The sequence below is a fragment of the Mycolicibacterium agri genome (assembly GCF_002553505.1).
Lineage (GTDB): Bacteria > Actinomycetota > Actinomycetes > Mycobacteriales > Mycobacteriaceae > Mycobacterium > Mycobacterium agri.
Map to the genome: position 1 here is coordinate 116,243 of NZ_PDCP01000001.1, position 20,674 is coordinate 136,916.

The following is a 20,674-nucleotide window of genomic DNA, read 5'->3' on the forward strand; positions in this document are numbered from 1 at the left end:
CAGCGCCTCAAACCGTCGCCAGATGCACACACGAGCGGTCTAGAGCACCTCGGACTCGAGCCTGCGCAGGTGCTCGCGCGGCGGGCCGAACAGTTGCGCGCTGCCATGCGCACGTTTGAAGTACAGCTGAATGTCATGCTCCCAGGTGATCGCGATGCCGCCGTGCATCTGGATCGCCTCCGCGGCGACCTTGCTGAACGCTTCACTGGCCGCGACCCGGGCCAGCGCCGCCGACGTCGGTGACGGTTCGGCGACGGCGTCGTCGACGACCGCGCGCGCCGACTGCACGGCGACGTACATGTCGGCCATCCGGTGCTTGAGCGCCTGGAAGCTGCCGATCGGACGGCCGAATTGCACTCTGTTCTTGGTGTATTCGACGGTGAGGTCAAGGCATTTCGACGCCGCGCCGATCTGCTCGGCGGCCAGCAGGATCGCGGCGGTGTCGGCCAGCCCCGGATCGGCGCCGATCTTCGACGTGCTCTTCGCCTCGACCCGTGCCAACGGCCGCGTCGGGTCCATGGTGGCCACCGAAGTCGAGGTGAAATCGGTCCAGCGGGTGAGAGTTTCGCCGTCCGCACCAACGACGACGTCTGCGACGGCGCCGTTGAGCACGTAGCCGGCATCGAAGACCACCGTGCCGATCGCGGAGCCCTCCGCCAGCCGCTCGAGCGCTTCGGCGTCGGGCTCGTCGGATGCCAGCAATGCGAGTTCGGCCAGCGTTGTGCCGAGCAGCGGCGTCGGAACCAGTCCCTTGCCCAGCTCCTCGAGCACGACCGCGGCGTCGGCCAGTTCGCCGCCCGCGCCGCCCATGTCCTCGGGCACCACCAACGCCGCGGCGCCGACCTGCTCGCACAACACCTTCCACAGCGACTCGTCGTAGCCGCGCTCGGACTCCATCGCCTGGCGCACCGCCGTCGAGTTGGCGTGCCTGTCCACCAGCGCCGCCACGGTGTCGCGCAGCAGTTCGCGTTCCTCGCTCATCAGAAGGCCTCCAATACCCGACGTCGGTGCCACGTCGGATCGCCCCACGCCGACCGCAACGCCTGCACGCGCAGCAGCAGAAGCGACAGATCATGCTCCTGGGTGAAGCCGATGGCCCCGTGGGTCTGCAGCGACGACCGCGCCGACAGCAGCGCCGCGTCGGCGGCGGCCACCAGCGCGGCACTGACATCACGGGTGGCATCGGCGGATTCGTCGGCCAGCGACAGTGCCGCGCCGTACACCAGCGGCCGCGCCAACTCGACCTCGATGTACACGTCGGCGAGCTTGTGCTTGATCGCCTGGTATGACCCGATCGGCCTGCCGAACTGGCTGCGCTGCTTGGCATACTCCACCGACGCGTCCAGCATCGCCTGTCCGGCACCGACCAGCTGTGCCGCGTTGGCCAGGACGCCGAACTCGAAAGCCCTTGCCGTGTCGGCATTTTGCGCATCACCCGAGGCGGTGGCGTCGAACAGTTTGCGCGCCGGGTCGACGGACTCGTGTTGGTCGCCCGCGGCGCCGTCGCGCACCTCGCCGTCGCCTGCGACCAGGATCAGGCCCGCGGAATCGGCGTCGACGGCGCGCGGCACCAGCGGCGGCAGCGCCACCGTGGCGATCAGTTCACCCGAAGCCAGTGCGCCGCAACGGTCGTCGTCGGCCAGCAGAACCGGTGCGACGGCGACCGATTCGATGACCGGTCCGGGAACCGCCCAATACCCGAGGCGCTCCATCGCGACGACGACGTCGACGGGGTGTGCCGCGATGCCGTCGAAACGTTCGGGCACGAGCAGCGCGGTCACCCCGAGGTCTGTCAGCGTTGACCACACCTTGCGGCCGGGGCCGGTGTCGCCCTGTGCCCAGGCCCGCACCGCCGCGGGTACGCCTGCCGCCGACAGCGCGGCGTCGATGCTGGCCGCGAAGTCGCGCTGCTGGTCGTCGAGATCGAACTTCATTTGGTCAGCCCTTTGGGTTCGCGAGGCAGGCCAAGCAGCCGCTCGGCGATGATGTTGCGCTGAATCTCGTTGGTGCCCGCATAGATCGGGCCACCAAGAGCGAACAGCAACCCGTCGGTCCATGCGTCGACCAGTTCGCCGTCCGCGCCGCGCATGTCCAGTGCGGTCTGGTGCAGCGCGACGTCGAGTTCCGACCAGAACACCTTGGTGATCGACGATTCGGCGCCCAGTTCGCCACCGCTCGCGAGGCGGGTCACCGTGCCGAACGTGTGCAGCCGGTAGGCCTGCGCCTTGATCCAGGCGTCGGCGACGCGGTCGGTGTACGCCGGATCGGGGTTGGTCTTCCACTGCGTGACGAGTCGTTCGGCGGGCGCGAGGAACCGCGCCGGGCTGCGCAGCGACATCCCGCGCTCGTTGCTCGATGTGCTCATCGCCGCGCGCCAGCCGTCGTCCACCCCGCCGATCACATCGTTGTCGGGGACGAAGACGTCGTCGAGGAAGATCTCGCCGAAGCCGGTGTCGCCGCCCAGTTGCGCGATCGGCCGCACGGTCACCCCGTCGGCATTCAGGTCGAACATGAAGTAGGTGAGGCCTTTGTGCCGTTCGGCTTCGGGGTCGGAGCGGAAAAGGCCGAATGCCTTGTCGCCGAACGGCGCCCGCGAACTCCAGATCTTCTGCCCGTTGAGCTTCCAGCCGCCGTCGGTCTTGGTCGCGGTGGAGCGCAGCGACGCCAGGTCGCTGCCCGACTCCGGTTCCGACCAGGCCTGCGCCCAGATCTCCTCGCCGCTGGCCATCTTCGGCAGCACGCGGTCGAGTTGCTCCTCGGTGCCGTGCGCGAACAGCGTCGGCGCCAGCATCGAGGTGCCGTTGGCGCTGGCCCGCCCCGGCGCTCCTGCGCGGAAGTACTCCTCTTCGAACACCACCCACTGCAGCAGAGTCGCGTCGCGGCCGCCGTAGCGCTTCGGCCAGGTGATCACCGAGAGTCCGGCGTCGTAAAGCACTCTGTCCCAATGCCGATGCTGCTGGAAGCCCTCGGCGGTGTCGTAGGACTTGGTGGGGAAGTGGTGCTTGTTGGCGGCCAGGAAGTCGCGGACTTCGGCCCGGAACTCCTCGGTCTCGCTGTCGAAAGCCAGATCCATCAGACCATCTCTCGCAGTTGAGGTTTGACGACTTTTCCGCCGGCATTGCGTGGCAGCCCGTCGAGGAACGTCACCGATCGCGGCGTCTTGAAGTTCGCGAGGTGTTGCCTGGTGTAGGCGATCACCGCGGCCTCGTCCAGTTCGGCTCCAGGCCGCTTGACGATGAACGCCTTGCCGACTTCGCCGAGCCGGTCGTCCGGCACGCCGATCACCGCTGCCTCGGCCACCCCGTCGAGCCTCGCGAGGACCTGCTCGACCTCGGCCGGATAGACGTTGAACCCGCCGCAGATGTACATGTCCTTGAGCCGGTCGGTGATGCGCAGGTTGCCCTTCTCGTCGACGGTCCCGACGTCGCCCGTGTGCAGCCAGCCGTCGGAATCGATTGCCTTGGCGGTGGCTTCGGGGTCGTCGAGATAGCCGAGCATGACGTTGGGCCCGCGCAACAACACCTCGCCGGTGCCGTCCTCGGCGGGCGCGTCGATGCGCAACTCGAAACCCGCGATCGGCCTGCCGCATGTGGTGGCGACGGTGATCGCGTCGTCGTCGGCGCGGCACATCGTGCCGAACCCGCTGGCTTCCGTCAGCCCGTAGGCGGTCAACACGATGTCGATGTCCAGCTCGGACTGCATCCGCTCGATCAGCACCACCGGGATGGTGGCGGCGCCGGTGACCGCGAACCGCAGCGAGCTCAGGTCGTAGTCGCGGCGCTTGGGATGGTCGAGCAGCGTCTGGTAGATGGTCGGCGGCCCTGGCAGCACGGTGATCTTGTGCTCCTGCACCGCCGCCATCGCCTTCTCGGGATCGAACGTCAGCTGCGGGATCAGCGTGGCGCCGGTCTGCAGGCAGGCCAGGATGCCTGCCTTGTAGCCGAAGTTGTGGAAGAACGGGTTGATGCAGAGGTAGCGGTCGGCGCTGGTGAGCTGCCCGCACTCGGCCCACGCCGCGGGCGCGTCCAGCGACTGCCGGTGCGCGCACAGCGCGCCCTTGCTGCGGCCGGTGGTGCCCGACGTGAAAAGAATGTCGGCGACGTCGTCGGGCTGCACCGCCGCCGCCCTGGCATCGGCTGCGTCGAGATCCGTACCGCGCGCGACGAATTCGTCCCAGGTGCCGTCGTCCGCATCGACCGGAATGCGCACGATGTGGCGCAGGTCGGGCAGTGCGGCGCGATCCAGGTCAGCGGTCTTGTCGGCGCCGAGGAACCGACCGGTGGCCACCAGCAGCGGTGCGCCGGTGCGGGCGAGCACGTCGGTTGCCTCGCCCGCGGTGTAGCGGGTGTTCAGCGGCACGAGCACACCGCCGGCGTAGGTGGTGGCCAGGCAGGCCACCACCCAGTGCCAGGTGTTGGGTGCCCAGATCGCGACGCGGTCGCCGGCGCCGACGCCCAGGTCGATCATCGCGGCGGCCGCAGTGCGCACCTCGTCGCGCAGTTGCGCGTACGTCAGCCGCCGCGGACCGCCCCAGCCACCGGTGGTCACCAGCGCGTCGTGGTCGCCGTATTCGTCGGCAATCCGGTCCAGGACCTGCGGAATGGTCCTCGGAACGGGGGTCATGGATGCTCCTCTAACAAAGCAAGTGCTTGGTAGGTTAGCCTACAGGGGTGATAGAGGTCCAGGAGTTCCGGGCCGAGGTCCGCGAGTGGCTGGCCGACAACCTGGTCGGCGAATTCGCCGCGCTCAAGGGCCTCGGCGGGCCGGGGCACGACAATGTGGCGTTCGAGGAACGACGGGCGTGGAACCAGCATCTGGCGGCCGCCGGTTACACGTGTCTGGGGTGGCCGGAAGAGCACGGCGGCCGCGGCCTCTCGGTCGCCCATCGGGTGGCGTTTTACGAGGAGTACGCGATCGCGGACGCGCCCGCCAAGGTCAACCACTTCGGTGAGGAACTGCTCGGGCCGACGCTGATCGCCTTCGGCACGCCCGAGCAGCAGAAGCGGTTCCTGCCGAAGATCCGCGACGTCACCGAGCTGTGGTGTCAGGGGTACTCGGAGCCGGGCGCGGGCAGTGATCTGGCCAACGTGTCGACGACGGCCGAACTCGACGGCGATCAGTGGCTGATCAACGGACAGAAGGTGTGGACGTCGCTGGCGCACTGGGCGCAGTGGTGCTTCGTGGTGGCCCGCACCGAGAAGGGCTCCAAACGCCACGCCGGACTGTCGTATCTGCTTGTGCCGCTGGACCAGCCGGGCGTCGAGGTGCGGCCCATCGTGCAGCTGACCGGCGATTCGGAATTCAACGAGGTGTTCTTCGACAACGCCCGCACCGACGCCGATCTGGTGGTCGGGGCGCCCGGCGACGGCTGGCGGGTCGCGATGGGGACGCTGACCTTCGAGCGCGGCGTGTCGACGCTCGGTCAGCAGATCGAGTACGCGCGTGAGCTTTCCGGCATCGCCGAGCTGGCCAAGCGCACCGGCGCGGTCGACGATCCGTTGATCCGCGAGCGGCTCGCCCGGTCCTGGCTGGGCCTGCGCACCATGCGCTCGTATGCGTTGGCCACGATGGACAAGGAGCAGCCCGGTCAGGATTCGGTGTCGAAGTTGTTGTGGGCGAACTGGCATCGCGAGCTGGGCGAGATCGCCATGGACGTGCTGGGCCGTGAGGGGCTGACGCTGACCGACGGCGACTTCGACGACTGGCAGCGGCTGTATCTGTTCTCCCGCGCCGACACGATCTACGGCGGATCCAACGAGATCCAGCGCAACATCATCGCCGAGCGCGTGCTCGGCCTTCCCCGGGAGCTAAAAGGATGAATCTTTCCGAACCGCCGAAAGAGATTGACGGACACGGGCTTCTGACCGGCAAGGTCGTCGTCGTGACCGCCGCGGCGGGCACCGGCATCGGCTCTGCGGTGGCGAGGCGCGCCCTGCTGGAGGGCGCCGACGTCGTCGTCTCCGACCACCACGAGCGCCGGCTGGGTGAAACCAAGGATCAGCTGACCGGCATGGGATTGGGCCGAGTGGAAAGCGTGGTGTGCGACGTGACGTCGACCGCTCAGGTCGATGCTCTGATCGCGTCGACGACCGCGCGGATGGGCCGGCTGGACGTGCTCGTCAACAACGCGGGTCTCGGCGGGCAGACTCCGGTCGTCGACATGACCGACGAAGAGTGGGACCGGGTGATGGATGTGACGCTGACGTCGGTGATGCGCGCCACCCGCGCCGCGCTGCGGTACTTCCGCGACGCCGACCACGGCGGCGTCATCGTCAACAATGCCAGCGTATTAGGTTGGCGTGCACAACATTCCCAGTCGCACTATGCCGCGGCCAAGGCGGGCGTGATGGCGTTGACGCGGTGCAGTGCGATCGAGGCCGTCGAGTACGGGGTGCGGATCAACGCCGTGTCGCCGAGCATCGCGCGGCACAAGTTCCTGGAGAAGACCAGTTCGTCCGAGTTGCTGGACCGGCTGGCCGAAGGCGAGGCGTTCGGCCGGGCCGCAGAGCCGTGGGAAGTCGCCGCCACCATCGCGTTCCTGGCCAGCGACTACTCCAGTTACCTGACCGGAGAAGTCATTTCGGTGTCGAGCCAGCGCGCTTAGGCGTCGATGCCGAGCATCCTGGCGGGATTGGTGGACAGAATCGCGGTGCGCTCGGCCTCGCTGATGCCAGGCATCTTCTCCAGCCACCCGACCGGGTCCTCCTGCACCATCGGCGCCGGATAGTCGGTGCCGAGCACGACACGGTCGATCCCGACCGCGTCGATCAGGAACCGCAGCGTCGCCTCGGTGTAGGTGCAGGAGTCGTAATAGAACCGCGAGAGGTACTCGCTGGGCGGCCTCGGCAGCTTCGCGTCGACGAACTCCGGGACGCCCATATCGGCGGCGCGCCAGGTCTTGTCCATCCTGGCCACACCGAACGGCGCATATCCGCCCGCATGGGCGAGGCAGATCTTGAGGTCGGGGTAGCGGTCCATGATGCCGCCGAACACCAGCGTGCCGAACGTGACGGCGCGGTCGACGAGGTTGCCGATGCTGTTGGGCAGGGCGTAGCGGGTGGTGCGCGCCTTCACCAGCGTGGGCCCGCACTGGTGGAAGAACACCACGGCGCCAAGCGATTCCACCGCTTCCCAGAACGGGTAGAAACGCGGGTCGTCGAGCGTGACGCCGTTGACGTGGTCGTTGATCGTGACACCGCGATATCCGAGGTGCGTCATCGCGAAGTCCATCTCGGCGATGGCCCGCTCGATGTCCTGCATCGGCACCGTCGCCAAGCCGGTGAACCGGTCGGGGTACTCGGCGATCATCGCGCCGATCTCCTCGTTGCAGGCGCGGGCGATCTCCTGCGTGAGCCCGGGATCGAGTTCGTAGCGGTAGAAGTCGTTGTTGACGGTCAGCACGTGCATGTCGATGCCAGCGGCGTCCATCTTGGCGATCCGGTCCTTCGGCGCGATGGAGAACTCCGGGATCTCCAGTTCACCGATCTCGTCGGTCAGCGTGTGCCAGGTTCCGCCGTCGAGCACCGACTCGCGGAAGCTGGGCGGGGTGACGTGTGAGTGAACATCGATGACGGGCACCGTTATTCGACCTCTCTGCTAGTGGGGTCGCCCAGCAGCATGGCAGCCGTGCCACGCAGGATGGACTCGATTTCGTCTTCGGTCAGCACGCCGATCGCCGACAGCCGTTTGACCGGGTCGAGCACCCGCATGGGGGCCGGCCAGTCGGTGCCGAGCACCACCCGGTCCGCGCCGACCACGTCGACGAGGTAGCGCAGCGTGCGCGCCTCATAGGTGACGGCGTCGTAGGTGAATCGCCTGGCGTAGCTGCTCGGTGGACCTGTTGTAGCGCCCCGCATCGACGGAAACGCGCGCCAACCCTGGTCCATGCGGTCCAGGGCGAAAGCGGTGTAGCCGCCGGCATGTCCGAGGCACACCTTGAGATCCGGATAGCGATCCATCACCCCGCCGTACACCAGCGCGCCGAACGTGATGGTCCGGTCGACCAGGTTGCCGATCGAGTTGAAGAAGAAGTACTTGTCGATGCGGGCCTGCACCGACGTCGGCGCGTACTGGTGAACGAAGATCAGCGCGCCGAGTTCGGCGGCCGCCTCCCAGAACGCGTCGAATCGCGGGTCGTCGTAGGTCACGCCGTTGACGTGATCGTCGATCATCACACCGCGCAGGCCGAGGTCGCGGATGGACCTGGTGAGCTCGGCGACCGCGAGGTCGGTGTCCTGCATGGGCACCGTCGCCAGCCCGGCGATCCGCGTGGGCCGATCCCGAACCATCGAGGCGACTTCGTCATTCACCTCGGCGGCGATTCTCGCGGTGACGGCGGGCTTTTGGTGGTACTGGTAGAACACGTCCGTCGGCGAGGTCAGTTGTACGTCGATGCCATCGGCGTCCATCGCCTCGATCCGCTGATCGAGGTTCCACAGATTCATCGGGTTGTGCAGCTCGCCGTCATCGGAAGTCATGCCGTGCCAGTCGTTTCCCGCGAGCACCGCGTCGCTGAAGCAGCGCGGTGTCACATGGGCGTGGACGTCAATGATGCGCGGCAATCGGGCCTCACATTCCGTGCATCTGATGGGTGAGCCTGGCCATCCACTCGTACTGGGTCACCTCGCCCAGCTGCTTCATCGCCTGCGTGTACTGTTCGCCGGAGATCAGCTTCTCGGCGTCGGCCTTATCGGCGCAGCGGATGTCGATGATGCCGTCGAAATCCGTTGTCAGAGTGCCGATGTTCTTGCCGATCGTCACCTGTTGCACCTCCGGCAGGGTCTCCAGCGCCTTGACGGCGTCGAGTGCGGCCGCCCGCGACGCCTCGTCGGCTTCATCGGCCCACACGAACATCGCGGCGTGCTTGTACTGGTTCTTGGTGATCAGCGGCGGGCCGTCGTACCACCAGTCGACGCGCGCCGTTTCCTCGCCGCGGCAGATGGAGGCGTTGTACACGGCGACTTCATGGTGGACGTCGTCGGTGTTGTAGGCGTCCATGCCGGCCTGGTCGTCGAAGTCCAGATGCAGTGCAACGTCGTAGCTCACGGCGGGGCCGAGTTTGCGGCTGCGCCAGCGGGGTTGACGTTTCCACGGCTTGACCTCCCGCAGCAGCGCCGAGCCACCGAACTCGTCGAGGCCGAAGTCCAGAGCGCGCACGCTGGGGCAGGCGAATCGCATGTAGGCCAGACCCTTGAGCATCTGGACCGCCTGCTCGAGCGTGGTCTCCTCGCGGAACATGAAGAAAGCGGAATGGCGCAGCATTTAGTGGTTAGCTCCTTCTGGTTCGGCGCCGACGGGCTCGGCGCGCATCTGCTCGAACAGGGCAAGAACGTCGGCCTGCTGGGTGACCACGGCGCGGTCGGTCTGCAGGCGGGGGCGGGGCAGGTTGATCGGGATGTCGGCATACAGCGTTCCTCCCTTGTTCATCATCAGGATTCGGTCGGACAGCTGCACCGCCTCGTTGACGTCGTGAGTGACGAACAGCACCGTTGCGCCGGAGGCCTGCCACAGCTCCTGCAATTCGGTACGCAGGCTGCGGGCGGTGATGGCGTCGAGATGGCTGAACGGCTCGTCCATCAGCAGTAGGTCCGGTTCGATCGACAGCGCGCGGGCGATGCCGATGCGCTGTCGCATGCCGCCGGACAACTGCGCCGGGTACATGTCCGCGGCGTGGGCGAGGTCGACCATCTCCAAAAACCGCATGCACCGTTGCCGCCGCGTCTTGCGGTCACCCTCGTCGTGCACGTAGATCATGTTGTCCAGCACGGTCCGCCACGGCAGCAGCCGCGGATCCTGGAAGACGTATCCGATCCGCGCGTTCTTGTGCGCACCTGTCACCGTGACGGCACCCGAAGTCGGTTTCTCCACGCCGGATACCAGGTTGAGGAAGGTGCTCTTGCCGCAGCCGGACGGCCCGACCAGGCAGACGAACGTGTGCCCGGAAGCCTCGAAGCCGAAGTCCGAGATGGCTTGCACCGCGGTCTGCCCGCGACCGGTCGGTTCGTAGATCTTGGTGACGTGGTCGGCTACCAGTGTCGCCATGAGCTCACCATCTTTCGGTTCCCTCCTGCCAGCGCCGCGAGCGACGCGCGAGGCGTTCGAGCACGAGCCGGTCGACGGCGAGGATGACGACGATCTCGACCAACCCCCAGCCCATCAACCCGTTGAAATTGCCTGCGTCATACCAGAACGCGGCGCGATAGCCCGCGCCCCAGTTACTGGCGAAGAACTCGACCAGCGACAACGCGCCCCACCCGGCCAGCACCGCATACCGGAACCCGGCGAATATGTAGGGCGCCATCGCGGGAAGCACCAGCCAGCCGAAGAAGCGCGCCTTGGGAACGCGGTACGCCGTCGACATCGCAATCAGCGGTTGCGGCAACGACTTTGCGCCCTCATAGGTGGATGCGACGAGCATCGGCGTCGCCGCCAGCACCGGAACGACGAACGGGCCCACCTCCGAGAAGCCCCACCACATGGCCGACAGCAGCGCCCAGATGAAGGCGGGCAGCGCGAGCATGATCGTCACGACGTCGCGGAAGTAGGCGCCGACGCGCCACCATCGTCCCATCGCCCACCCGATCGCGATGCCGAGCACCAACACCACCGACAGCGAAATCGCCGCGCGGCGCAGGGTCCAGGTGAGGTGCGGCCAGAACTCCCCGCGCATCATCTCGTCGATCAGGAACTCGATGGTCCCGAGCGGGGTGGGAATGCGGGTGGACAGCGCGCCGATCGCCTGCCACAGCACCAGCATGAGCAGGCGGGCGGTGTAGCGCGCGGCCACGTCGGAGGTCAGCCACGCCGCCCAACTACGCGATGGGGCGGCCGATCTGGTTGCGGTCGCAGTCATTTGCGCACCACCGTTTCAGCGGCAGAGGTGCTGACCGGTTCGGCAGGCGCGGCGGCCTTGCTGGCGCCGCGCCACCGCCGGCCACGCTGCGGTGTGTCGGCCCGCCACCGGAAAATTCGGTGCTCGGCGTTGACCAGCACCAGGCGCTCCAGCAGGACAACGAAGATGACGAAGAAGCACATCCACGCCAACACGTCGCGCACCGAGAACAGGTGATAGGACCGGCCGATCTGATAGCCCACACCGCTTGACCCGCCGAAGGTTTCGACGAGGGCAGCCAGCTTCCAGGAGTCGGCGAACGACACCCGCCCCGCCGCAAACGCGAACGGCATCACGGTCGGGATCACCACATGCCGGGCGAGGTCGAAGCGACTCCGGTTGAACGCCTTGCTCATTCCCACCAGGTCGGGATCGACCGACATCATGCCCGCCGCGACGTTGAGCGCGATGCTCGGCAGCACGAACAGGATCACCACCGACGTCGGCCCCATCCCGCTGATGCCGAACACGATGATCGCCACGATCGCATAGACGATCAGCGGGACGTTCGCAGCCAGATAGATGAGGTCGTGGAAGAACGCCCTGGCGTAGCGGAAGCGGCCCATCAGGAAGCCGATCACCGAGCCGAGGACGACGGCGATGAGCCACCCGAGGATCGTGCGCCACAGGCTGTCGAGGAAGTTCGTCAGGACGGCGCCCGACTGGGCCAGTTCGATCATCCGTTTCCCGACCGTCAACGGCGACGGCAGGACGTAGGGCTCCATCCGTGAGGAGGCGTACGCCCAGATCCCGATGAACGTCGCGATTCCCGCCAGCGAGTAGAACTGCGAGGCGAGGAGCCGACGCGTGGACGGGGCCAGTGACATCACAAGTGCGTCAGGATTTCGAGGGCTGGATGACGACCATCTCGGGATCGGGCTGGTCGGGGTTGACCACCCCGGCGTCCTTGAGCAGCTGGAAGATCTTCTTCTCCTGGTCGATCCACTCCTGGGTCAGATAGGGGGATTCGACGAACCAGTCGAACGCGGTGTTGAAGTAGTTCTTCATCCACTTCGCCTCTTCCTCGTTCTTCACGGCGAAGTGCTGCGGGTACTCGTCGATGATCTCCTCGCGGTGCTCGGCCCATTCGTCCAAGGCCCGCTGCCACACCTTGAGGAAGAACGCCGCCTCCTCCTGGTGCGAGTCGTACCACTCCTTGCGGGCGGTGAAGAGGTTGCTCATCACGCCTTCGTGGCCGGGTTCCATGATCTCGCCGAACAACTCGGAGGCCGAGCGGCCGTCGTACATGATGTTCAGCTGGCCGGAGGCGAACTCCGGAATCGACTGCGTGGGATCGGCAAACGCCGCGCACACCTCATTGTTGAGCACAAGCTGCGGAATCACCTGGTAGTCGGCGGTGACGAGATTGAGGTCGTCGCCGTTCTCGGCGAGTTCGCGGTTGTCCATCTGCTTGAGCAGCGCCATCCAGATCAGGGTGTTGCCGACCGGTGACTCGCCGGCGATCTTGCAGCCCTTCGGCATGTCGGAGACCGTCTTCCAGTCCGGGTTAGCCGTGATCAATACGTCCTTGGCCTTGTTGAACTTGCCGAAAGTGACTGTCTTGACGCCGGTTTCCTGTTCGAGGTTCTGTAGCTCGTAGGTGCCGATGGAGACGACGTCGGCGTGTCCGCCTGCGAACTGACCGTATTCGTCCCACGTCACGGTCTGCAGGATCCGGAACCCGGAGTCCTTCTCCATCTCCTCGAGGATGCCCTGATCCTGAATCCAGTCCCAGGCCGGATCGGGCGAGAAGGTGAAGCGGATGACGCCGTCCTCCCCGCCTTCGGCGGTCTGCGAGTCGCCCTGCGGACCGCTGCAGCCGGCGGCGAGCAGGACGCCCGCGCTCAGTGCAGCCAAGAGTGACGTTGTCGCCTTCTTCATGGATGGACCTCCTGCGTGTACCGCCGGGCGGCTGCCACAGTCGTCGGTGACAAAACGCCTGTACAGGCCGCGCAGCCGTCGGCCTCTGGCTGCCGCCATAAACTATAGAACGACAGATCCTATAAATTATGGGAATTTCGATCTTCCTGAGTTGCCGTTGTGTAAACGCTGCGAAACGACACCCGATCGAGGCCAGCACGGTTACCTAGCAAGCGCTTGGTTGCTATTCTCTAGTGGTGGATAAAGCAGCGCTGACTCGTCGCGAGGAGCTTCTCGACCTCGCCGCGACCATGTTCGCCGAACGCGGTCTGCGCGCCACCACGGTCCGCGACATCGCCGACTCCGCGGGCATCCTGTCCGGCAGCCTGTATCACCACTTCTCGTCCAAGGAACAGATGGTCGACGAGCTGCTGCGCGGGTTTTTGGACTGGCTGTTCGAGCGCTACCAGCAGATCGTCGAAACCGAGCCCAATCCGCTGGAGCGGCTCAAGGGACTGTTCATGGCCTCGTTCGAGGCCATCGAGCATCGGCACGCACAGGTGGTCATCTACCAGGACGAGGCCAAGCGGCTGTCCGGGCAGTCGCGGTTCGCCTACGTCGAGGAGCGCAACAAGCAACAGCGCAAGATGTGGCTGGACCTGCTCAACCAGGGCATCGAGGAGGGCTACTTCCGCCCCGATATCGACGTCGACCTCGTGTACCGGTTCATCCGCGACACCACCTGGGTTTCGGTCCGCTGGTATCAGCCAGGCGGCCCGCTGACCGCGAAACAGGTCGGCGAGCAATACCTCTCTATCGTTCTCGGCGGCATCACGGCCGGCACTTCAAAAGGAGACAAGTAAATGGCGGCAACCCCGCAGGCATACGTCATCGACGCCGTACGCACCGCAGTCGGGAAGCGCAACGGATCGCTGGCCAGCCTGCATCCGGTCGACCTCGGCGCCACGGCATGGCGCGGGCTGTTCGACCGCGTCGACGTCGATCCCGGCGCGGTCGACGACGTGATCGCCGGCTGCGTCGATGCCATCGGCCCCCAGGCGGGCAACATCGCGCGGCTCTCGTGGCTGGCCGCGGGCTACCCCGAAGAGGTGCCCGGCGTCACCGTCGACCGGCAGTGCGGTTCCAGCCAGCAGGCGATTTCCTTTGGCGCACAAGCGATCATGTCCGGCACGGCCGACCTCATCGTGGCCGGCGGCATGCAGAACATGACCCTGATCCCGATCTCGTCGGCGATGACGGTCGCCGAACAGTTCGGCTTCACCTCACCGACCAACGAGTCGAAGAACTGGCTGCACCGTTACGGCGACCAGGAGATCTCGCAGTTCCGTGGCGCCGAGCTCATCGCCGAGAAGTGGAACATCTCCCGCGAGGAGATGGAGGAGTACGCGCTCACCAGCCACCAGCGCGCCCAGGAGGCGATCCGCGCCGGACACTTCGAGAACGAGATCATCCCCGTCGACGTCGACGGGTCCGCGTTCGTCACCGACGAAGGCCCGCGCGACACCTCGCTGGAGAAGATGGCCGGGCTCAAGACGCTCGTCGAGGGCGGCAGGTTGACCGCCGCGATGGCCAGCCAGATCTCCGATGGCGCGAGCGCGGTGCTGCTCGCCTCCGAGCAGGCCGTCAAGGAGCACAACCTCAAGCCGCGCGCCCGCATCCACCACGTCAGCGCGCGTGGCGCCGACCCGGTGTTCATGCTGACCGGCCCGATCCCGGCGACGCGCTACGCGCTGGAGAAGACCGGGCTGGCCATCGACGACATCGACACCGTCGAGATCAACGAGGCCTTCGCGCCGGTGGTGATCGCCTGGCTCAAGGAGATCAAGGCCGACCCGGAGAAGGTCAACCCGAACGGTGGCGCGATCGCACTTGGCCATCCGTTGGGTGCAACGGGCGCAAAGCTTTTCGCCACCATGCTCAACGAGTTGGAGCGCACCGGCGGCCGCTACGGTCTGCAGACGATGTGCGAGGGCGGCGGCACCGCCAACGTCACGATCATCGAGCGGCTCTAGGCGTCCAGCCGCTAATCGATGATCTGCACCTGCACGCTGCGCCCCTGCGCCGCGGCCCGATAGAGCGCCTCGGCGACCGCCACCGCGCGCAGGCCGTCCCGGCCGGAGGCGGCCGGCTCCTGACCGGAGGCGACGGCCGCGGCGAAATCGCTGACCTCGGCGTCGTACGCCGCCGACGTCGTCGTCGCCAGCCGGCTCGTGCCGTCGTCGTCGTGCAGGTCGAGCGTGTCTCCCGGCGCCGGGCTGGTGCCGCCCCTGGCGTCGAGCCAGCCGTCCGTGCCGAACACCGTCCAGTCAGGCCGGGTTCCCATCCGCAAACTGTGCGATGCGATGTTGGCGAGCGTCCCGTCGGCCAGTCGGCAGCTGCCGACGAAAACATCCTCGGCGCCGGACTTGTCGGTCATGGCGGTGACTTCGACCACGGGGCGGTCGCAGAGGTACGCGACCAGATCGACCGCGTGCACGCCTTGGTGCAGCAGCGTGCCGCCGCCCGACAGCTTCGGGTCGGCGCGCCACGTGTCGTACGGGAAGAGGCCCTTGCCCGCACCGCACGCCATCTCGGCATAGAAGACGGCGCCGAGCCTGCCCGCCGCGATCGCATCCCTGGCGGCGCGGGCTGTGGCTTTGTGCCGCAGGTGAAATCCCGTGCTCAACCGCACATTTGCGGCATCGGCGGCCGCCACGATGGCGCGCGCGTCGGCCACGTCGAGTGCCAGCGGCTTGTCCACCAGCACGTGCTTGCCCGCCTCGAGCGCCGCCAGCGCGTGCTCGGCATGCAGGCCGTTGGGGGAGCCGATGTACACCGCGTCGACGCTGGGATCACGCAGCATCTCGGCATAGTCGTCGCACCCGGCGGCCGCCCCGTGCTTGTCGGCGAACGCCTTGGCCCGCCCGGGGTCTCGGCTGCACACCGCCGCCAGGGTGCTCTGTTCGTCGGCGGCGATGGCGGGCGCGATGGCTATGTCGGCGATCTTGCCTATCCCGATGATGCCCCAACCGACAGTCATGCGCGCTCCGATCCAAGCCCGTAGAGTTTCATAATTTATATCTCATGGCGGCTGAGATTGTTTGGCAGGTTGCTGTGAAACCCCTTGGAGACTCTACCGGCTAGGTAGCTGGGTGGTCGTCCGCGGTCGCGTCTTCGCCGGCGTCCTCGTCGGCGTCGAACTCCAGCGAGTGAATGCTGGACCGGATATGGGTGGCGACCGCTTCCGCGGCGGCCTCGGGATCGCGGCGCAGATAGGCGTCCAGGATCGCTCGGTGTTCGACCTGCGGGTCGGGACCGACGCGGTGGGTGATCGCCAACGGCACGTACAGCGCCGCCGCTTCGAGCAGTGAACTGAGGATGCCGACCAGGCGCGGCGACGGGGCAGGCGAGATCAGCAGCTTGTGAAAGTCGCGATTGCACACCACCCAGCTGTGGTCGGCCTTCTGCGACATGTCCGCGTACAGCTCTTCGGCGCGGTTGAGAACGTCCAGCGTCACGTTGTCCACGGCCAGCCGGGTGGCGTCGGGTTCGAGCTTGAGGCGAATGGTGTGAATTTCCCTGGCGTCGGCGAGATCCAGTGACGTCACCGCCGCGCCCTTGTGCGGAAGCAGCGTGACCAGGCCTTCGGTGGCGAGGTCGCGCAGCGCTTCACGCACCGGCGTCATGCTCACACCGAGATCCTTGGCCAGGGTGGCTTGGATGAGCGGTGCGCCCGGCGCCAGCTCGCCGGTGAGGATGCGGTTGCGCAACGCTTCATAGGCATAGGAGTGGGCAGTTCGCGGCGCAGCGACTGTCATAGCCCCTCGTTTCGTCGTTGCCGTTGAGCGTTTGCCGGGTGACTCGCTCGCTGGGCACACGCCGTGAACCCCTGCGTGACCAGCCGGTTCGCCCTTCTATAGAATACAGCATCATGTCTGGCAGCCCGGCGAAACCCACACCTGGACAGCAGGCCGGCGCCATGATGGCCGAGTTGGCCGCGACCCTTCTCGAGTCGTGCAGCCCCGCTCAACGCGCCGATGTCGTCCGGTCATGGGACGACACCGACCGCACCACGTGGTTCTACACGCCGACCGACCACGGCGGCCTTCCGCTCAACGCGCAGCGCCCGACGCAGCAACAGCTGACCATGCGGCTGGTCGCGGAGGGGTTGTCCGGCCCGGCGTACAACACCGTGGCCGCGGTCATCGGGCTGGAGAACGTGCTCGACCGCATCGAGGGCTGGCAGCGCGACTGGGGCCGCGAACGCGGCCGCGACCCCGGCCTGTACTGGATCCGAGTGTTCGGCGAGCCGGGCAGCCAGCGCTGGGGATGGCGCTTCGGCGGCCACCACGTCTCGTTGAACTACGTGATCGTCGACGGAGGGCTGGTGTCGGCGACGCCGTGCTTCATCGGCGCGGACCCCGCGCGTTCGCCACTGCTGGCAGGAGGGGAACTGGCGCCGCTGCGGGCGGTCGAGGAGCTGGCCAGGTCGTTGGTCGACACGCTGAGCGAGAACCAGTTGCGCACGGCGCTGCTGCATCCCTCCGCCCCGAGCGACATCATCAGCGGCAACCGCGCGCGGCTGAACGGGCCGGCCGAGATGATCCACATGAACGACGAAAAGCTCTGGGGCCGGCTGCTTGACGACTCGCGCATACGCGACCTCGCCGAGGTCATCGACCAGCGCGCCGAAGCGGGTTCGGGCTATCACGCCGACGACCACCACAGGCTCGCCATTCGGGCCACACCGTCCGGGCTGGCCGCCGCGGACATGACCGCCGACCAGCGGGGGCTGCTCTACGAACTCGTCGCGGCGTACGAGTCGAGGGCACCCGAGGGTGTGCTGCCGCGCACCCCGGAGTCGCTGGACGGCGTCCACTTCGGTTGGGCGGGCCCGCTGGTCAGCGGCAGCCCGCACTACTACCGGATCCACGGGCCGGACCTGCTCGTGGAATACGACAACACGCAGCGCCACGCCAACCACGCGCACTCCGTGTGGCGCCGCCCCGAGAGCGACTTCGGCTTCGACGCGCTGGCCGCCCACCGGAGCAATCACCCCCATTGACCCGTCGCACGACGCGCCTCTGCGGTACTGTTTTCTACAATTTATAAAGTAGTGGAGAGGCGGTGTGGTGGTCGAGGTTCCCGACGTCATGCGTGCCGCCGTCTTGTTCGGGCCCAATGATCTGCGGGTGGTCGAGAAACCGGTGCCGCGGCCCGCGCACGACGAAGTGCTCGTTCAGGTGGCCATGTGCGGCGCGTGCGGCACCGACGTCGCCATCCAGAGTGAGCCGTTCCCGGGCCAGCCGCCCTACGGGTCGTTCACCCCCGGCCACGAGTGGACGGGCACGGTCGTCGCCCGCGGCGCAGGCGTCGACGAGGTCGACATCGGGACACGTGTCGCCATCCACGTCCACCACGGCTGCGGCCGCTGCCGCAACTGCCTTACCGGCTCCTACACGGCGTGCGAGAACTACGGCGACGCCGAAAAGGGACACAGTGCAACGGGTTTCACCCGCGACGGCGGGTTCGCCGAATATGTCGTGCACAACGTCAGCTGCATCTACCCGCTGCCCGACAACCTCAGCTGGGAAGAGTCGGTGCTGATTTCGACCGCAGGCACTTCGGTCTACGGGCTGGACCGCGTCGGCGGCCTGATCGCCGGTGACACCGTCGTCGTGATCGGTCCCGGCCCGGTCGGCATCATGACCGCGCAGACGGTGCGGGCGCTGGGCGCGACCAACGTCATCGTGGTCGGCACCCGCCAGGAACGCCTCGATCTCGCCGCCGCGCTCGGCGCCACCGAGGTCGTCAACGCCGTGACGCACGACCCGGTCGCCGAGGTGCGAAGGCTGACCGGCGGGCGGGGCGCCGACATGGTGATCGAGTCGTCCGGTCATCCGGACACTCCCAATCAGGGTCTGCAGATGTTGCGCAGGGGCGGCAAGCTGTTGATCCTGGCCTTCTACAAGGACCCGGTCTCGTTCGACCTGAGTTTCGCCAACCGCGAGGAGATCTCGCTGTTCACCGCGCGCGGTGAGGGCCGTCGGGCCGTCGGCCGCGCGTTGCAGCTCGCCGCCGCCGGTCTGATCAGCGGCGAGCGGTTGGTCACTCACCGGTTCCCGCTGGACGAGATTCAAGCGGGTTTCGACATGCTGCGCAGTCGGCAAGGCAAACCGATGAAGGTGGTGTTCATCCCGTGATCGACCATGTGATCGCGTTCAAGGCGCCGGATCTCGACGCCGATGAGGAGAAAGAGCTATTCGCCAAACTCGCGGAGCTGCAGCATGTTCCGGGCGTTCGGGAGTTCTCGCTCGGGCGCAACTTCGGCGCTCGGTCGCGAGGTTTCGACGTGTGCATGCGCATCACGTTCGACACCAGAGAGGACCTCGACGCCTACGAGGCACACCCGATCCACAGGGAAGTGGTGGCCTACAACCGCCAGGTAACCCAGGAACACATCTGCTTCGACTTCGAGTCGACGGTCTAGCCGCCGCTCACTGCGCCAGCGCGAGGCCGCCCAGCGCGATGATCCAGCTGGCGAAGCTGCCGACGAGGAAGTACTCGGTGACGTCGTCGATGCCGATGATGTTGCCGTTCTGAAACGCCTTCTGCGCGTTGATCTCCGGGAATCGGATGATGCTCTTGGCCGCGACGACGGCGGTGGCCGCGGCGAGCTGTCCGGCCAGCCCCAGCCCGTAGATCAGCAGCCGCTCCATCGGGCCGAGCAGTCGCCCGCCCTTGAGCTTGTCCGACGCCTGCGGCTGACCCTCGGGCTTGACCGCACCGACCGAGCCTAGTACCAGCCGCACCAGCTGGTTGCCGGTGACGATCTGCAGCAGCGCAGCGCCGACGATCATCAGCAGGCGAGTCGGGTCCATGTCGCCGACGGCGGGTACGTCGACCCACGACGACCACCGCGCGACCAGCCCGCCCACATCAGAAGCCCAGCCGGACAACACGATCAGCGTCGCCATCGCCAGGGCGACCACCGCCAGCGGCGCACCCTGGTGAGCGCCGGTGCGCTCGGCGCGGGCGCCGAGCATCACCCAGCCGGCGCTCGCCGCGGCCGCGACGGCCAACAACGCAAGGTCGCCGAGGTGCCACAGGCCGGCCAGCACCGCGCAGACGATGACGACGACGGGCGCCAACACCACCGGCACCCAGACCGGGCGGATCAGCCGCCGGACCGCGTCGGCGACACCCATCGCGATCAGCATGACCGCCACCGCGCTCATGGCACGCCCCGCAGGTATTCGCTTGCGAGCACAAGCAAGTCGAGACCGTCGCGACCGGCGCGCTGAGACACCGCCGACGGGCTGATGCCCTCGGCCGCGGCGATGTCCTTCTTGGTTTGGTTCTGCAACAGTGCCTTCACAATCCGCCTCGATCGGTCGTTCAACGATCCAATCAGGTGGTCCCGACAAATCAGCGCGGCGTTGATCGACGCCACGTCGGCGCGGGTGTCGGCGCCGGCCCGAAACGAGGTCCGCACGAGCGCGAGGCCGGGCTGCCGCTGCGCTGACGCGGTCCACTCGATCGCCTCGCGCGCGGCCCACCAGCCGGGGCCGTCTTGGATTCCCGAAGCCTCATCGAGCACGGTGACTTCGCCCCAGCCGATGCCGAAGCGCACGTCGATGTCGGGCGCGACGGCCAACCGCAGCGAAAGCGTTGCGTCGATGGCGCGGCCGACGCTGGTGAACGCGCCCTGGAACTCGTCGCCGACCGTGAAGGCGGGCGGGTCGAGTGCCTCGCCGGCCAGGTCGCTCAGGGCATCGTTGAGCAGGCGGTGGGCCGCGGCGCGGTCGGCGACCGTGCGGGACCCGACCACGTCGCCGATCAACGTAGCCCGCAATGAAGGGCTGGACTTCATCCGGCTCATATGAAGACTATAGCTTCATTATTGGTCAATGAAGGTCATAG

The 20,674-nt window shown here is 67.1% G+C and carries 22 protein-coding genes; 7 read left to right on the forward strand and 15 right to left on the reverse strand.

The genetic code is table 11. The features are described 5' to 3' along the window. Window positions 1–39: 39 nt before the first annotated feature. Genes ipdE2 through fadD3 form a run of 4 tightly spaced genes read right to left on the reverse strand, consistent with a single transcriptional unit; the run spans window position 40 to window position 4,623 of the window. On the reverse strand, window positions 40–981 hold the full coding sequence (ipdE2, locus tag CQY20_RS00570) for an acyl-CoA dehydrogenase IpdE2 (RefSeq protein ID WP_097937691.1): 942 nt from the start codon (window positions 979–981) through the stop codon (window positions 40–42). Next, window positions 981–1,934 (reverse strand): acyl-CoA dehydrogenase family protein, encoded by a 954-nt coding sequence (locus tag CQY20_RS00575; RefSeq protein ID WP_097937692.1) that lies wholly within the window; start codon window positions 1,932–1,934, stop codon window positions 981–983. Before CQY20_RS00575 ends, ipdE2 begins: the two co-directional genes overlap by 1 nt. After that, complete coding sequence (locus tag CQY20_RS00580; protein ID WP_097937693.1) at window positions 1,931–3,073, reverse strand: acyl-CoA dehydrogenase family protein; 1,143 nt, start codon at window positions 3,071–3,073, stop codon at window positions 1,931–1,933. Before CQY20_RS00580 ends, CQY20_RS00575 begins: the two co-directional genes overlap by 4 nt. After that, complete coding sequence (fadD3, locus tag CQY20_RS00585) at window positions 3,073–4,623, reverse strand: 3-((3aS,4S,7aS)-7a-methyl-1,5-dioxo-octahydro-1H-inden-4-yl)propanoate--CoA ligase FadD3 (protein WP_097937694.1); 1,551 nt, start codon at window positions 4,621–4,623, stop codon at window positions 3,073–3,075. Before fadD3 ends, CQY20_RS00580 begins: the two co-directional genes overlap by 1 nt. Before the next feature lie 47 nt (window positions 4,624–4,670). On the opposite strand from fadD3, the gene ipdE1 reads away from it, so the two are divergent. Next, window positions 4,671–5,819: an acyl-CoA dehydrogenase IpdE1 gene (gene ipdE1, locus CQY20_RS00590; protein ID WP_097937695.1), complete on the forward strand. Its 1,149-nt coding sequence runs from the start codon at window positions 4,671–4,673 to the stop codon at window positions 5,817–5,819. Then, window positions 5,816–6,604: a (5R,7aS)-5-hydroxy-7a-methyl-1-oxo-2,3,5,6,7,7a-hexahydro-1H-indene-carboxyl-CoA reductase gene (gene ipdF / locus CQY20_RS00595; protein ID WP_097937696.1), complete on the forward strand. Its 789-nt coding sequence runs from the start codon at window positions 5,816–5,818 to the stop codon at window positions 6,602–6,604. Before ipdE1 ends, ipdF begins: the two co-directional genes overlap by 4 nt. Here the strand turns inward: ipdF and CQY20_RS00600 are convergent. The 7 genes from CQY20_RS00600 to CQY20_RS00630 are packed head-to-tail and all read right to left on the reverse strand — an operon-like array spanning window position 6,601 to window position 12,772. Beyond that, entirely contained in the window at window positions 6,601–7,578 is a 978-nt protein-coding gene (locus tag CQY20_RS00600; RefSeq protein WP_163701245.1) for an amidohydrolase family protein, read from the reverse strand. The two genes, ipdF and CQY20_RS00600, sit on opposite strands and share 4 nt — an antisense overlap. Before the next feature lie 2 nt (window positions 7,579–7,580). Beyond that, a complete protein-coding gene (locus tag CQY20_RS00605) occupies window positions 7,581–8,561 on the reverse strand; it encodes an amidohydrolase family protein (protein WP_163701242.1) in 981 nt (326 codons plus the stop codon). Window positions 8,562–8,568: 7 nt separating this feature from the next. Beyond that, the gene (locus CQY20_RS00610) at window positions 8,569–9,261 is read right to left on the reverse strand and encodes a Dabb family protein (protein WP_097937699.1); all 693 of its coding nucleotides are present in this window, start codon (window positions 9,259–9,261) and stop codon (window positions 8,569–8,571) included. Next, the gene (locus CQY20_RS00615) at window positions 9,262–10,041 is read right to left on the reverse strand and encodes an ABC transporter ATP-binding protein (protein WP_097937700.1); all 780 of its coding nucleotides are present in this window, start codon (window positions 10,039–10,041) and stop codon (window positions 9,262–9,264) included. 4 nt (window positions 10,042–10,045) lie between these two features. Continuing rightward, entirely contained in the window at window positions 10,046–10,852 is an 807-nt protein-coding gene (locus CQY20_RS00620; protein WP_097937701.1) for an ABC transporter permease, read from the reverse strand. Beyond that, on the reverse strand, window positions 10,849–11,718 hold the full coding sequence (locus CQY20_RS00625) for an ABC transporter permease (protein WP_097937702.1): 870 nt from the start codon (window positions 11,716–11,718) through the stop codon (window positions 10,849–10,851). Before CQY20_RS00625 ends, CQY20_RS00620 begins: the two co-directional genes overlap by 4 nt. 10 nt (window positions 11,719–11,728) lie before the next feature. Then, on the reverse strand, window positions 11,729–12,772 hold the full coding sequence (locus CQY20_RS00630) for an ABC transporter substrate-binding protein (RefSeq protein WP_097937703.1): 1,044 nt from the start codon (window positions 12,770–12,772) through the stop codon (window positions 11,729–11,731). 236 nt (window positions 12,773–13,008) lie between these two features. Here CQY20_RS00630 and kstR2 point away from each other — a divergent pair, with 236 nt between their 5' ends. After that, complete coding sequence (gene kstR2 / locus CQY20_RS00635) at window positions 13,009–13,614, forward strand: TetR family transcriptional regulator KstR2 (protein ID WP_272938788.1); 606 nt, start codon at window positions 13,009–13,011, stop codon at window positions 13,612–13,614. Beyond that, window positions 13,615–14,784, forward strand: coding sequence for a steroid 3-ketoacyl-CoA thiolase FadA6 (fadA6, locus tag CQY20_RS00640; protein ID WP_097937704.1), 1,170 nt, complete (start codon window positions 13,615–13,617; stop codon window positions 14,782–14,784). It begins immediately after the preceding gene. Between the two features lie 11 nt (window positions 14,785–14,795). Here fadA6 and CQY20_RS00645 read toward each other — a convergent pair whose 3' ends face one another. Together CQY20_RS00645 and CQY20_RS00650 are read right to left on the reverse strand one after the other, a co-directional pair. Continuing rightward, window positions 14,796–15,791 carry a Gfo/Idh/MocA family protein gene (locus tag CQY20_RS00645; protein WP_097937705.1) on the reverse strand — a complete coding sequence of 332 codons (996 nt, stop codon included), beginning with the start codon at window positions 15,789–15,791 and terminating at the stop codon, window positions 14,796–14,798. 100 nt (window positions 15,792–15,891) lie between these two features. After that, window positions 15,892–16,569 carry a GntR family transcriptional regulator gene (locus CQY20_RS00650; RefSeq protein WP_097937706.1) on the reverse strand — a complete coding sequence of 226 codons (678 nt, stop codon included), beginning with the start codon at window positions 16,567–16,569 and terminating at the stop codon, window positions 15,892–15,894. A gap of 113 nt (window positions 16,570–16,682) precedes the next feature. Here CQY20_RS00650 and CQY20_RS00655 point away from each other — a divergent pair, with 113 nt between their 5' ends. The 3 genes from CQY20_RS00655 (at window position 16,683) to CQY20_RS00665 (ending at window position 19,241) form a co-directional block, all read left to right on the forward strand. Further along, on the forward strand, window positions 16,683–17,816 hold the full coding sequence (locus CQY20_RS00655) for a DUF3500 domain-containing protein (RefSeq protein ID WP_207767231.1): 1,134 nt from the start codon (window positions 16,683–16,685) through the stop codon (window positions 17,814–17,816). 64 nt (window positions 17,817–17,880) lie between these two features. Continuing rightward, on the forward strand, window positions 17,881–18,954 hold the full coding sequence (locus CQY20_RS00660) for a zinc-dependent alcohol dehydrogenase (RefSeq protein WP_097937707.1): 1,074 nt from the start codon (window positions 17,881–17,883) through the stop codon (window positions 18,952–18,954). Beyond that, on the forward strand, window positions 18,951–19,241 hold the full coding sequence (locus CQY20_RS00665; RefSeq protein WP_097937708.1) for a Dabb family protein: 291 nt from the start codon (window positions 18,951–18,953) through the stop codon (window positions 19,239–19,241). The genes CQY20_RS00660 and CQY20_RS00665 overlap by 4 nt, the downstream gene beginning before the upstream one ends. 7 nt (window positions 19,242–19,248) lie before the next feature. On the opposite strand, the gene CQY20_RS00670 is transcribed toward CQY20_RS00665, so the two are convergent. Both CQY20_RS00670 and CQY20_RS00675 read right to left on the reverse strand, forming a co-directional pair. Beyond that, the gene (locus CQY20_RS00670; protein ID WP_097937709.1) at window positions 19,249–19,989 is read right to left on the reverse strand and encodes a hypothetical protein; all 741 of its coding nucleotides are present in this window, start codon (window positions 19,987–19,989) and stop codon (window positions 19,249–19,251) included. Then, window positions 19,986–20,633 carry a SatD family protein gene (locus tag CQY20_RS00675; protein ID WP_097937710.1) on the reverse strand — a complete coding sequence of 216 codons (648 nt, stop codon included), beginning with the start codon at window positions 20,631–20,633 and terminating at the stop codon, window positions 19,986–19,988. The genes CQY20_RS00670 and CQY20_RS00675 overlap by 4 nt, the downstream gene beginning before the upstream one ends. Window positions 20,634–20,674: the final 41 nt, after the last annotated feature.

Excerpts from the sequence above, each read along its gene's own strand:
- CQY20_RS00575 (WP_097937692.1), bottom strand. The coding sequence starts at position 1,934 with ATGAAGTTCGATCTCGACGACCAGCAGCGCGACTTCGCGGCCAGCATC.
- CQY20_RS00620 (WP_097937701.1), bottom strand. The coding sequence starts at position 10,852 with ATGACTGCGACCGCAACCAGATCGGCCGCCCCATCGCGTAGTTGGGCG.
- CQY20_RS00630 (WP_097937703.1), bottom strand. The coding sequence starts at position 12,772 with ATGAAGAAGGCGACAACGTCACTCTTGGCTGCACTGAGCGCGGGCGTC.
- fadA6 (WP_097937704.1), top strand. The coding sequence starts at position 13,615 with ATGGCGGCAACCCCGCAGGCATACGTCATCGACGCCGTACGCACCGCA.
- CQY20_RS00645 (WP_097937705.1), bottom strand. The coding sequence starts at position 15,791 with ATGACTGTCGGTTGGGGCATCATCGGGATAGGCAAGATCGCCGACATA.
- ipdE2 (WP_097937691.1), bottom strand. The coding sequence starts at position 981 with ATGAGCGAGGAACGCGAACTGCTGCGCGACACCGTGGCGGCGCTGGTG.
- fadD3 (WP_097937694.1), bottom strand. The coding sequence starts at position 4,623 with ATGACCCCCGTTCCGAGGACCATTCCGCAGGTCCTGGACCGGATTGCC.
- CQY20_RS00615 (WP_097937700.1), bottom strand. The coding sequence starts at position 10,041 with ATGGCGACACTGGTAGCCGACCACGTCACCAAGATCTACGAACCGACC.
- CQY20_RS00650 (WP_097937706.1), bottom strand. The coding sequence starts at position 16,569 with ATGACAGTCGCTGCGCCGCGAACTGCCCACTCCTATGCCTATGAAGCG.
- CQY20_RS00655 (WP_207767231.1), top strand. The coding sequence starts at position 16,683 with ATGTCTGGCAGCCCGGCGAAACCCACACCTGGACAGCAGGCCGGCGCC.
- CQY20_RS00670 (WP_097937709.1), bottom strand. The coding sequence starts at position 19,989 with ATGAGCGCGGTGGCGGTCATGCTGATCGCGATGGGTGTCGCCGACGCG.
- ipdF (WP_097937696.1), top strand. The coding sequence starts at position 5,816 with ATGAATCTTTCCGAACCGCCGAAAGAGATTGACGGACACGGGCTTCTG.
- CQY20_RS00625 (WP_097937702.1), bottom strand. The coding sequence starts at position 11,718 with ATGTCACTGGCCCCGTCCACGCGTCGGCTCCTCGCCTCGCAGTTCTAC.
- CQY20_RS00580 (WP_097937693.1), bottom strand. The coding sequence starts at position 3,073 with ATGGATCTGGCTTTCGACAGCGAGACCGAGGAGTTCCGGGCCGAAGTC.
- CQY20_RS00610 (WP_097937699.1), bottom strand. The coding sequence starts at position 9,261 with ATGCTGCGCCATTCCGCTTTCTTCATGTTCCGCGAGGAGACCACGCTC.
- CQY20_RS00675 (WP_097937710.1), bottom strand. The coding sequence starts at position 20,633 with ATGAGCCGGATGAAGTCCAGCCCTTCATTGCGGGCTACGTTGATCGGC.